Origin of the sequence: Candidatus Methylomicrobium oryzae (genome assembly GCF_016745425.1) — a bacterium.
Taxonomy (GTDB): Bacteria; Pseudomonadota; Gammaproteobacteria; order Methylococcales; family Methylomonadaceae; genus Methylomicrobium; species Methylomicrobium oryzae.
The window spans coordinates 219255-230938 of record NZ_JAERVK010000006.1; the positions used below are offsets into that span (position 1 = coordinate 219255).

The following is an 11684-nucleotide window of genomic DNA, read 5'->3' on the forward strand; positions in this document are numbered from 1 at the left end:
GAGCCTAAAGTTGGCTTTGGATTACTCTTCTATCACGTTCAAAGCAAGCTTTTCAAAGCGAGCTTTGAACTCCAATGCTTGAACTTTGCAGGACTTGTGCATAACGATGAACGCTGGAGCGTGGGAACGAGAAATTTGTAGGACAAATCCCCCTGCTCCCCTTTTTCAAAGGGGGAATGTCGTCTTCCGGGCTCAGCCGGTAGGTCGGGAAGATATCTTTAGAAAATAAAAGAAAACCGGACGGCTACGTCGTCGGTGCGTCTTCAGTCCGCTTTTTACGAGGATTGAGCGAGCTTTTCCTAAATGTTTCCGGCGATCTTGCGGGGAGCTTTGGGCTCTTGGAGCGGATTCTCTCTCCCGATCAAAGGCGCCGCCAGCATCGCAGCCATAATCCCGACCCCCACGGTAAATCCGAACGCATGCACGATCTCGGTCGAGCTGACTGAGAGCAGGCCGAACGACAGCAAGGTCGTCAAACCGGAAAGGGTGACGGCCAGCGAGGTGCTGGTTCGCCTTTCGCCGGCCAAATAAAAGAACGCCGCGTAATCAACGCCGATGCCCAAGACCAGCAGCAGCGCAAAAAGATTGAAAAGGCTGAACAGCTGATTAAACCAGCCGGTCAGCGCGAGCGCGGCCAGCGACGCAACAAGCGGAATCGACATCACGGTCAGCGCACCGCGGCGGCCGAACTTGAAGCACAGGCCTGCCGACACCAGCGCGAAGGCGGCAAACAGCAGCACGCTCGCCCTGATCCGATAGCGCGCGAACAGCGAAGAGAGCTCTTCGACATGATCGACCCAGACCACGCCCGGCAGCGCCTCCAAGGACGCCAATGCCGAAGCGTCGCGGATCCGGCTCAAGGCCACGATGCCGGCACAGCGGCCTTCGGTACAGCCGAGCCAGAGCGACCGCTTGCCTGCGTCGGCCGCCGCCAGCCAGTCTTCCAGTTTCAGCGTGCCACGTTCGGCTTCGGCAAAGGTTTTCAGTTCTGCGGCGATGGCGGCGCGGTCGAAGCCCAGGTCGGCCATATAACGCTTGACCAGGCCGGAATCGAACAGCGTCCGCTGCACCAGACGGTAATCGCTCTGCTGGGTTTCGGGATCGGGCCAATAGCGGCTGAGCCCTTCGTAGGATTTCAGCGCATCGCGCCGAATCAGGGCATCGAGCTTTTCGAGCAGGCGCTGTTCGTTAACATGCCACTCCTGCTGATTTTTACCCGAAACGAGGAAAAACTGGTTGTCCCGCAGCTGCAAAAGCTGCCGGATCTTTTCGGCGTCCCGCAGCAATGCTGGGGATGCGGACTGGAGCAAACGCACATCGTCGCGCGGGGCCAATTGGACCATCCCGCCCGCCAGCACGATCAGCACCGATGCGCCGAGCCAGCGGCGGTTGTTGAAAGCCCAGTCCGGCCAGCGCCGTTCCCAAATCAATGCAAGCTTCAGCAGCGCCGGCTCGTGCGCGAAGCGGAACCCGGCCAGAAGCAGCGGAAACAGCAGCACGACGGTCAGCCAGGCGGCGAACAACCCGACCGCGGAAAACAGCGCGACTTCCTGCAGCCCCGGAAACGGCGAAAAACCGAGGCCCACATAGCTGAGCAGGTTGCTGATCAATCCCAGGAACAGCGCCGGAAATATCGCCGCCAGCCCTTTGCGCGGATTCCAGTCGCGGTCGCCGAAACTGTCGCAGAGATAATGCTGCGCGTAATCGTCGACCACCCCGATCAGGCTCGCGCCGAACACCAGCGTGATGATGTGAATTTTGCCGAACATCCAGACACTGACGACTAATGCAGCGGCCAAGCCGCTTGCGATCGCGGCCGCGGACAGGAGCAGCGGCCGGATGCTGCGGAACGTCCACAGAAACAGCAGCACAATACCGATGCCGGAACCGATGCCGACCGTCGAGATTTCCTGCCGGGCCGACTCCGCCCCGTCAGCGGTGAACAGCGGCAGGCCCGAAACGCGCAGTTCGCCGCCGGACTTTTGTATCTCGGCCGCCGCATTCCGACTCAATTGCAGCAGCTTTTCGAGCTTGTCCAGCGGCAGCCGGCCGTTGTCGAGATCGGCCTGCAGCAGCACCCAAACCTTTTGCCCATCCCGGACGGTCACGACGCCCTGCTCCAGATTCAGATTGGCCGGTTTTTGCGCATTCATATAGCGCCAGAACAGCAGTAAAGGATCGTGTTCGAGCATCACCGCCTGCAGCTGACCGGCCGGGCTGTAGAGCATCTCCAGGTTCCTGTCGAACAGTCCCTGGGGCTGCGCTTTCAATAAACGCCGCGTTTCCGGATCGAGCAAGCGATAGCGATGAGCGAAAAGCCGCCGGTATTGATCGATGCCCTGTTCCTGGTTAACCTTCATCATGATGCTGCCGAACAAGCCGCTGTCTCTGACCCGCTTTTCGAGCTGTTCGGCATTCGCGATGGCCCTCTCACTGCCGGACGCACCGATCAACCAGATCACCTTGCGGTTGATCAATGCGTTGTGGCGTTCGATCGCCTCGGCAACGTCGGGACGCTGCTCGATTTTCGGCAACAGCGCCAGAAAGCCGGTTTCGAGCCAGTCGCGGTTCAGCGTGTTAAACCCGAGAACGCCGAGCAGCAACATCCCGAGCAGCCAGATCCCGGCGCTAAGGCGCGGAAGATAAGCGTTCAAAGTCGGCTTCCTGGGGGGGCGTCAAAATCTCGGGATGGGCGATATGGTCGAAAGTGATGCGGGTGGAATTGCCGTTCGCTTCCTTGATGTCGATCTGCCTGAGTTCCTTGTCCCCGGTCAGCTGCACCTCGGCAATGATTTTTTGCAGCACAGGATCTTTCGGCTTCAATTGCAGCTGCCACGCGTTTTTACCGTTCGTGCCGGCCATCTCGAAGCCTTCCTGCATCGACTGTAAATCGCCCCCGAACATCGCGGTAAACACCCGGCCGAACGCCGGCGGCAGGGCCTGTTCGCCCTGCGCCGTCAATAATCTTGTCCGATTGACCAGCAGCATGGAAGGCACCGGCGTCAGCGTTTGCCAGATCACGCCGCGGCTTCGGTGGTAAATGAAGGTTCCGGTCGAAATCAGCGGTTTCTTCAGGACCTTGATGTTTTTTTCCTGCCGGAAACGGCCTTCTGTCAATTCGGTTTTGACGAGCCTCGCGCCGATCTCCGCAAGCGTGTCGGCGGCCAGAGTCGCCCGCCATGGCATCAACAATAATAAAAGGATAGCCAATGGTTTCACGGCTCCACCCCCAGCTTTTTCAGCAATACCGGGGGCGACTCCAGGCACATTTCGTGGTTGCGCCTGTCCACCGCGACCTGGACCGTATGCCCCTTGGCCAGTTTCGCGCCGGTCGCGGCATCGATAATCGAATAATCGATCTTCAGGCGATGTTCCCATTCGGCGAGGAAGGCTCTGACCGTCACGGTCCGTCCGAACACCGCCGGCTTGATATAGCGAATGCGCAGGTCGATGATCGGCCAATCATACCCCGAATCGCGCATCGCGAGATAGTTGTAGTCGATCCGGTCGAGCAGTTCGCAGCGGGCGATTTCGAAATATTTCGCATAATGTCCGTGCCACACGATCTCCATCATATCCGCATCGTGGAAGGGAATTTTAAGATCGATTTCGGCGCAGTAGGTGGGTTTCTGCACTGAGCTGTTCCTGGTTAAGAGCGGGAATCTAATCCGCTATTTTATGTCAGATTGGTTTTATCCGAAAAATAAACGGCCCGGCGCCAACTTGCATGTTGGATGCCGTTGCGTTAGACTCCGGAATGCCCCTCAGAGAACTCCGGTTATTAACGAACCCGGCCGCCGCGGCCGAACCGATACAGGAGATGTCTTATGCAATTTTTTCGGATGCAGTCCCCTCCCTACAGTTCCGACAGCCAGGATTTATCGATCAACGGCAATCTGGAATACGTTTACCGCTTTCCCGGCGTCAGCTGCAATGCCTGTAAGGCGACCTACGGCGGCAGCCGGATTCTAACCCTCGAGGCCCCGCCGCAAATCCGGACCGACCAGCGATTCCGAAGCCGCTGGCCGATTACCGAGCAGGAACATGCGGCCATGCAGCGGGAAGTCGCCGCTTATCTGGATGCGGATTTCGCGGCTTTCGAGACCTTCAGGCCGGGCGACAATTTCCAGCCGGCCTATTACGACAGCCCGTCGCTTCCCCATACCGATTTTTTATGGCCGAATATTCGCAGCTTCGTCGTCTCGGCGAGAATGAAACAGATCGTCTTCGACGAGCTGACCGGCGATGTCGAAATCGTTCCGATCAGCCCCCGCAAAGTCGGCAAGCGCAACGGCAATCCCTTGCCCGTTTCCCTCGATCCGGACGATCCGCAGAACCGGATTCATGGCCCGGCAGCAATCGAGCCGTATTACCAGATTCTGGTCCGGTCGGAATCGGATTATCCGAAGGGCGGTTCGCCGGTTTCGGTCTGCCCGGTCTGCAAACACGAAACGATCGACGACGCAAAACGGGAGCTGGTGATGCGCGAAGAAATGTGGCGCGGCCAGCCGATCTTCCTGCTCAGGACGACGCTGTACGTGATCGTGACCGAAGCGCTGGCCGAGAAAATCCAAAGAGCCGGCGCCAGCAATGTCGATTTCGTACCGATTTAACCCGCAGCCGGTACAAGCCGTCGCCGTTTCTCAGATACGCAGGCCGGATAAGCACAGCGCATCCACCGCACGGTACCGGATGCGCTGTGCTTATCCGGCGGCCTCCGGGACTCCGGAGAGGATTAGGGAGAGGGATTTTACTCTCTATCCAGATCTCAGCTAAAAATAACCTCCCGGCATGCCGCCTGATCGTTCCCGACAGGCGCGTCATGAGACACATCGGAGGGCGACAACGGTGTAGAGCTGTAGGGTACGCTGTGCGTACCTTTTCAAGGATTAGAACGGAACGAACGCAGGAAAGGTACGCACAGCGTACCCTACCGCGGTTTGTACTCTTTGAGGCGTTCCAAGCCGGCAAGGATGTGTCACGGTAAGCGCTCGGCGAGGGAAACGAAAAGGGGAAGTTATGATCGACCCAATCCTTACAGCAACCGGTTCCGGCAAGAACAAGTCCTCGCAATACTACAAACGCCGCCAGCCCCCGCCCAGCGCCTTGTACAACAGCACCGAGGCGCTCAGCACATCCACATGCGCCTGCACCTCGCTATCCCGGGCATTCAGCAGGCTGCGCTGAACGTTCAGCAAGGTCTGATAATCGGTCGCACCCGCCAGATAGCGTTCCAGCCCCAATTCATAGGCCTGCCTGGCGCTGTTAACCGAAAGATGCAGCTGTTCGCGGCGGCGTGCGGCCTGACCGCCTAGCGCAAGCGCGTCCTCGACTTCGCGGTAGGCGATCAACAGCGTTTGCCGGTAAACCTCGACCAGTTCGTTACGCCGGGCCTTGGTGCGTTCGAGTTCGCCTTCGAGACGTCCGCCCTGGAAGATCGGCTGGCTCAATGCTGCCGCTGCCGCGACTCCGATGCCGGCCGGCTGCGACATCATCGCGGCGGTGAAAATGTTGTCCGCGCCGAGTTCCAGTTTTGGATAGAAGGCCGCACGCGCAACGCCGATATCCGCATGCGCGGCAATCAGCTCGGCTTCGGCGCCCCGGACGTCGGGACGCTGCTCGAACAAGGCGGCCGGACGGGCCGGGTCGGCGTTGGGGATGCGAATCCCTTGCAGCGTTTTTCCCTGCGGCTCGAACTGTTGCGGAGGACGGCCGAGCAGCACCGCGAGCGCGTTCTCGGTCTGCGCGATATCCTGACTGAGACGGGCCACCTGCGCAGCGGCATTCGCGCGCTCGGTCTGTTGCTGGGCAACATCCAGCGCGGTCGCGGCGCCGGCTTCGAAGCGCGACTCGATGATAGCCAGCACCTCGCTGATGTTTTTGAGATTCTCCTCGGCGATGACCCGGCGGTCCTTGAGGCCGAGCAGCGTAAAGTAAGTTTGGGCGACATCCCCCATCACGGTCAGCCGCAGCGCGTCGAGCGAGAAGCGGACATTGTCCAGATGCGCCCTGGCACTGTCGCGGCCGGCGCGCAGACGGCCCCACAAATCGACTTCATAAGACAGGTTCCATTGGCCTTGCCAGGTGCTCTGGCCGCCGTTGAAACGGGTGCCGTCCTCGTAGTTATAACTGCCCCCGGCACTGACGGCGGGCAGCAGCGGCGCGCCGGCGATTTTGGCGAGCGCCCGGAACTGATCGATACGCCGGGTCGCCGCAGTCAGGTCGCGGTTGTTAACCAGCGCTTCGTTCATCAGACGATCGAGCTCGGCGCTGCCGAACAGTGTCCACCAGACCGGCGAAATGGCCGCGTCTCCGGCCTGCGTTTTCGGTGCAGGATTCTTCCAGACTTCGGGGACGGCATCGGACGGCCGCCGGTAATCGGGCACCAACGAGCAGCCGGCCAGCGCCAGGCAAATGGCCAAAAAGCCTTGTTTACTCTGCATCATTCCGCCGCCAGCGCCACCACCGGGTCGAGCAGCGCCGCCTTGCGCGCCGGTAAAAAACCGAACAATACGCCGGTGCCGAACGCGCAGGAAAATGCCATCACGGCCGGGAACGGGGAAAAAATCACCGTCATTTCGAACATCGCAATGACTTTGCCGGCCCCAAAGCCGAGCAGAACGCCCAACAGGCCGCCCAGCGTACACACCACGGCGGCCTCGGTATTGAATTGCAGCAGAATGTCGCGCCGCCGCGCGCCGACCGCCATCCGGATTCCGATTTCGCGGGTACGCTCGGTCACGCTGACCAGCATGATGTTCATCACCCCGATGCCGCCGACCAGCAGCGAGATTGCCGCCACCGTGCCGAGCAGCACGGTCAGGGTATTTTGGGTCGCGGTGGCGGTTTCGAGAATCGAAGCCATGTTGCGTATCCTGAAATCCTCGGTCTGATGGCGCGAAAGCAATAATTTCGAAATCGCATCCTCGGTGTCTTCAATCGCGCCCACATCGCTGACGCGCACGGTAATTCCGTTCAGATAATTCTGCCCGAACAGGCGGATCAGGCCGGTCGTAACCGGCACGAACACCGTATCGTCCTGATCGCCGCCGAAGCCCGATGCGCCTTTCGGGGTCATGACGCCGATCACTTCGAACGGGATATTGCCGATCAGCATATAGCGCCCCACCGGGTCAATCCCCTCCGGAAACAGGATCTGCGCGACGGTCTGGCCGAGCACGACGACCGGCGCATAGCGGCGCATGTCCCGCTCGTTGAAAAAATCGCCTTCCGCAACCGGCCAGTCGCGGACTCTGGGCAGCGCCGCGCCGACGCCCTGGATACTGGTCGCATAATCGATATTGCCAAAGCGGACCGTTTGCCGGCTGCTGCGCTCGGGCTGGGCGACTTCGACATTCGGCAGTTCCTGGATCGCTTCGGCGTCTTCGGGCGTCAGCGTGATGACGTCGCTGGCGCCGCGCAAACCGGGCGCGCCGGGGCGGATCGACAGCAGATTGGTGCCCATCGACTTGATCTGGTTCAGCACGTCCTGCTGGCTGCCCTCCCCGACCGCCAGCATCGTCACCACCGCGGCGACGCCGATGATGATGCCGAGCAGGGTCAAGGCGGTCCGGAACAGATTGACCCGCAAGGCGCGCAAGGCGGTCTTGACCGCTTCGCCGATGTCCGCGAAGACGCCGGCCTTGCCGCCCGGATCGATTGCCACGCTGGTCTGGTGAGCATTCAGGCCAGATGGCGTCGAATCTTCGACGATTCTGCCGTCGCTGATCGTGATGATTCTGTCGGCATGCGCGGCCACCCCCGCATCGTGGGTGATCAACAGAATCGTGCGCCCCGACCGGTGCAGTTCCTTGAGCAGAGCCATCACTTCCTGGCCGCTGCGGCTGTCCAGCGCACCGGTCGGCTCGTCGGCCAGCATGACGGGCGGATCGTTCATCAGCGCCCGGGCAATCGCGACCCGCTGCTGCTGGCCGCCGGACAATTGCGAAGGCCGATGATCGCAGCGGTCGCCCAAACCCAAGCCGGAAAGCAGTTTGCGCGCCCGTTCCAGGCGGGTATTTTTATCTTCGCCGGCATAGAGCGCCGGAATCTGGACATTTTCTTCCGCGCTTTCCGAACCGAGCAGATTGTAGCGCTGAAATACGAAGCCGAACGTCGCCCGGCGCAATGCGGCCAGTTCGTCCGGGTCGAACAGCGAAACATCCCGGCCGGCCACCTGATAAGTGCCTGAAGTGGGCCGGTCGAGACAGCCCAGGATATTCATCAGCGTCGATTTGCCCGAACCCGACTGGCCGATAATCGCGACGAACTCGCCGGGCCAGATTTTTAGGGAAACATCGTCCAGCGCCCGAATCAGATTGTCGCCGCTGCGAAACGTGCGGGAGATGCGTTCGAGGTTCAGCAGCGGCTGGTTTTTTGCCGGATTTGCGCTCATATCCGCGGCATGCTCGGCGGTCTGTAACTATCCCGGCCCCGGTTATTTTTGGGGGAAGCCAGCGTCAGCCTGACCCGGTCGCCGACCGACAAGCCGTCGCGAATCTCGGCGAAGCGCCGGTTCTGCAATCCGACATGAATCACCTTTTCGCTTACCCGGTTATCGGCTTCGACCGTCTTGACCTGGTAGGCTCTGCCCTTTCCGCTGTCCTGATCGTGCAACCGTTTGCCCAGCGCATTGACCGGGATCACCGGCACATGCCGGGCCTCGCCCAGCACGAAGAAAACCTGCGCGCTCATCCCGCTCATCAGCTGGCCGTCCTCATTGTCGACATCGACGAGCACGTTGTACAAAACCACATTGTTCACCACTTCCGGGGTCGGCAGGATCTGCCGCACCACACCCTGCCAGCGGCGCTGATCCGAGCCGAGCGTGGTGAAATAGACGGGCATGCCAACCTTGATGCGCATAATGTCGGCTTCCGCAGTCTGAGAACGTACGGTCATCTTGTCGAGCTTGGCAAGCTGCATGATATTCGGGGTTTGCTGATTGGCGTTCAGGGTCTGGCCTTCGCGGGCAGTCTGCTGCACGACGGTGCCGTCCATCGAGGCGAAAATCTTGGTGTAGCCCAGATTGGTTCGGTCCCCCGCAAGCGTCGACTCAACTTGCTGTATTTGCGCCCTAATCGAATCGGCAACTGCCAGCGCGGCCTTGCTGTTGGATTCACTGTTCTGCAGCGTTTCCTGGCTGACCGCCTTGGTCGGGTACAATTTCCGATTGCGGGCATACTGACGGTCGGCAAACAGGATCAACGCCTCTTGCTGGACCAGTTGCGCTTTCAGATTATTGATACTGGCTTCATCCGCCTGCACGCGGGCCGCATAAATGCGCGGGTCGATTTGAGCCAACTGTTGGCCGGTTTTGACGACATCGCCGATCTCGACGAACAGTTTCTGCAACTGTCCGGTGACCTGGGCGCCGATATCGACATATTCCTTCGGCTCCAGTTTGCCTTGCGCGGTCACGTTTTCTTCGATGTCGCCGTAGGCGATTTCGACGATCGACTCTTTCATCGCCGCCTGAGCCGACTCGGTTTCCTTCTGAAAATAAAAACGCAACGCCGCGCCCGCTGTCATCAGCACAGCAAGCAGGCCGGCAAGCCAGTAGAGGTGCCGGCGAGTGATAAATGGTTTTGCCTGCATTAAAAACGACTTAAAAGAAAACAAGAATCATTCGCATAAATTGGCCGCATTGTAGCATAGCTGCATGCGTTTCAGGCTATTTTACGGAGAGATGACGGATCAACTTTCAAAAGGGAGGGAGGTGATAATCAGACTTTTAAAGACTCAGGCGCGGGTACAAGATAAATAACCTACGATCCGGCTCGGTTCCGGTTACCGTGAAAATTCGCCTAATTGTAGGGTGGATAAGCGGCAGCGCATCCACTCATTTAGGTGCCCCATGGTGATGCGCTGCCGCTTATCCACCCTACGCATCGTTGTAATATGAACTACATTTTCATCCGACAGGGTAAAAGCCGATTTTTATGACTGTTAAGTGGGAACGGCAGGCTGAGCCAAGCCCCCCTTGCAGAGCAGTTTTTCCGTCGCGGATTCTCACATTGAACCTTAGGCTTATTAAGGTATCTGCTTTTTGCATCGCCGATCACGCAGGCCGCCGGCAACGGGCGATAGCAGAGAACGGCTTTAGCCGGCTATCTGAAATTCAGTTTCCGATGATCCCGCACGCAATCCGGCCCTTGCCGCCGCCGAGCGGTTCGGGTTCGTCCGAATAATTATCGCCGCCGGCATGAATGACCAACGCACGGCCTTTGATGTCCTCCATTTTCAGGCGCGAAGCCGTAACACTTTCGGCCGCCTTACCGTTCGCATCCACGACCAATTTCGGTAAGTCGCCTAAATGACCGCTGCCTTCCGGGCCTGCATGCTTTTTCGTGGCTTTCGGGTCGTAATGTCCGCCCGCAGCAAGCGCCGGCGTCATTTTACCGTCCTTTTCTTTCGCATCACAGCTTGGATTCTCGTGCAGATGAAACCCGTGCTCCCCCGCAGGCAATCCCTCAAGCACCGGCGTAAAAACCAGGCCATCCGGCGACTCGCTGATTTTGATGCTGCCGACCGCTTTTACCGTCCCCTGCGCGTTGACCGTATTCATCGGGACCGAAACTTCGGACGCAGCGGCATAACCGGCCGATAAAGCAAATAAGGCAACGACATGAATAGATTTCATTTGGCTCTCCGAATTAATGGCGAAATTTCTCCCATGGTAAAACCCGCATCAAGGTAAATCAACTGAAATAAACTCGGTTATTTTCCACCATCGCTGTTTTTCGATAGGTTTTTATCCCCTGTCCGAAGGTTATCCCATTTTTGAGAGTTTGAATCAATTATTTGAATAATCAAGGTTTTCGTAAATGGCCTGCATTTTGCTAACTCGCAAACGCTCCCGTACGAAAAAGCCGCAATATCCGGTGCTGCTTCACGTTCGCTGACAGAAAAATCATCGCAATTTTTAATTTCAGGAATACCGGTATGAAAAAAACCATGAATCCTCTCGGACTGACGGCCATCATTTTGAGTTCCCTCAGCCTTTCACCGTCCCCCGCTGTAGCGGACGACCTGCTGCAGGATGCCGGCAGTTGGCTGCAGATCGTCGGCGAAGGCAGTTTGAAAGTGGTGGACCCGAGCCTCGAAAAGGGACGCATCTGGCTGGAAGGACAATCCCGTTTCGACGATAACTGGGATCATTGGTATCAAGGGATGGTCCGCACGGCCCTGGGCTATTCGCTGAGCGACCGGGCGACAATCTGGGCGGGCTATACCTGGCTGCCGACCCAAAACGTCGGTAAAGAGTATGTATCCCAGCAGGATGTCTGGCCGGCATTTCGTTACGTTTTGCCGACCGATTTCGGCACCCTCACGTTCAGAACGATGGTCGAAAGCAATTTCCTGAAAGGCGACGATGTCCGTTTCCGGCCTCGTCAGATGATCCGCTTCATGCATCCTTTGGAATTTGAACCGCGCTTGAGCCTGATCGCCTGGGATGAGTTTTTCATCCGTGCGAACACGACCCGCTTCGGCGGCAAGTCCGGCTTCGATCAGAACCGGGCGTTTGCGGGCCTCGGCTGGACCTTCAATAAAAACTTCAGGGCCGAAGGAGGCTACCTGAACCAGTATCTGGACGACGCTACCCATACCGATAACACGATGCACCATTTGATCATGGGATCGCTGTACATCAACTTCTGATGCTGTCGCCCCGGACGGTCGAT

9 protein-coding genes are annotated in these 11684 nt (G+C 58.7%); 2 read left to right on the plus strand and 7 right to left on the minus strand.

The window, feature by feature from the left end; genetic code table 11:
- Positions 1-299 precede the first annotated feature (299 nt).
- The 3 genes from JJL52_RS08870 to JJL52_RS08880 are packed head-to-tail and all read right to left on the minus strand — an operon-like array spanning position 300 to position 3635.
- On the minus strand, positions 300-2654 hold the full coding sequence (locus JJL52_RS08870) for an MMPL family transporter (protein WP_202052048.1): 2355 nt from the start codon (positions 2652-2654) through the stop codon (positions 300-302).
- Entirely contained in the window at positions 2629-3210 is a 582-nt protein-coding gene (locus tag JJL52_RS08875) for a LolA family protein (RefSeq protein ID WP_236994144.1), read from the minus strand. Before JJL52_RS08875 ends, JJL52_RS08870 begins: the two co-directional genes overlap by 26 nt.
- Before the next feature lie 5 nt (positions 3211-3215).
- Positions 3216-3635: an acyl-CoA thioesterase gene (locus JJL52_RS08880; RefSeq protein WP_336885052.1), complete on the minus strand. Its 420-nt coding sequence runs from the start codon at positions 3633-3635 to the stop codon at positions 3216-3218.
- Positions 3636-3827: 192 nt separating this feature from the next.
- Here JJL52_RS08880 and JJL52_RS08885 point away from each other — a divergent pair, with 192 nt between their 5' ends.
- The gene (locus tag JJL52_RS08885; protein ID WP_202052049.1) at positions 3828-4613 is read left to right on the plus strand and encodes a hypothetical protein; all 786 of its coding nucleotides are present in this window, start codon (positions 3828-3830) and stop codon (positions 4611-4613) included.
- A gap of 462 nt (positions 4614-5075) precedes the next feature.
- Here JJL52_RS08885 and JJL52_RS08890 read toward each other — a convergent pair whose 3' ends face one another.
- The 4 genes from JJL52_RS08890 to sodC all read right to left on the minus strand — a co-directional run bounded on the left by JJL52_RS08890 (position 5076) and on the right by sodC (position 10642).
- Entirely contained in the window at positions 5076-6443 is a 1368-nt protein-coding gene (locus JJL52_RS08890) for an efflux transporter outer membrane subunit (RefSeq protein WP_236994145.1), read from the minus strand.
- On the minus strand, positions 6443-8395 hold the full coding sequence (locus tag JJL52_RS08895; protein WP_202052051.1) for a MacB family efflux pump subunit: 1953 nt from the start codon (positions 8393-8395) through the stop codon (positions 6443-6445). The genes JJL52_RS08890 and JJL52_RS08895 overlap by 1 nt, the downstream gene beginning before the upstream one ends.
- Complete coding sequence (locus JJL52_RS08900) at positions 8392-9597, minus strand: efflux RND transporter periplasmic adaptor subunit (protein ID WP_202052052.1); 1206 nt, start codon at positions 9595-9597, stop codon at positions 8392-8394. The genes JJL52_RS08895 and JJL52_RS08900 overlap by 4 nt, the downstream gene beginning before the upstream one ends.
- A gap of 523 nt (positions 9598-10120) precedes the next feature.
- Complete coding sequence (sodC, locus tag JJL52_RS08905; protein ID WP_202052053.1) at positions 10121-10642, minus strand: superoxide dismutase family protein; 522 nt, start codon at positions 10640-10642, stop codon at positions 10121-10123.
- A gap of 302 nt (positions 10643-10944) precedes the next feature.
- Here sodC and JJL52_RS08910 point away from each other — a divergent pair, with 302 nt between their 5' ends.
- Entirely contained in the window at positions 10945-11661 is a 717-nt protein-coding gene (locus JJL52_RS08910) for a DUF2490 domain-containing protein (protein ID WP_202052054.1), read from the plus strand.
- Positions 11662-11684 lie beyond the last annotated feature (23 nt).

Excerpts from the sequence above, each read along its gene's own strand:
- JJL52_RS08890 (WP_236994145.1), bottom strand. The coding sequence starts at position 6,443 with ATGCAGAGTAAACAAGGCTTTTTGGCCATTTGCCTGGCGCTGGCCGGC.
- JJL52_RS08885 (WP_202052049.1), top strand. The coding sequence starts at position 3,828 with ATGCAATTTTTTCGGATGCAGTCCCCTCCCTACAGTTCCGACAGCCAG.
- sodC (WP_202052053.1), bottom strand. The coding sequence starts at position 10,642 with ATGAAATCTATTCATGTCGTTGCCTTATTTGCTTTATCGGCCGGTTAT.
- JJL52_RS08895 (WP_202052051.1), bottom strand. The coding sequence starts at position 8,395 with ATGAGCGCAAATCCGGCAAAAAACCAGCCGCTGCTGAACCTCGAACGC.
- JJL52_RS08910 (WP_202052054.1), top strand. The coding sequence starts at position 10,945 with ATGAAAAAAACCATGAATCCTCTCGGACTGACGGCCATCATTTTGAGT.
- JJL52_RS08900 (WP_202052052.1), bottom strand. The coding sequence starts at position 9,597 with ATGCAGGCAAAACCATTTATCACTCGCCGGCACCTCTACTGGCTTGCC.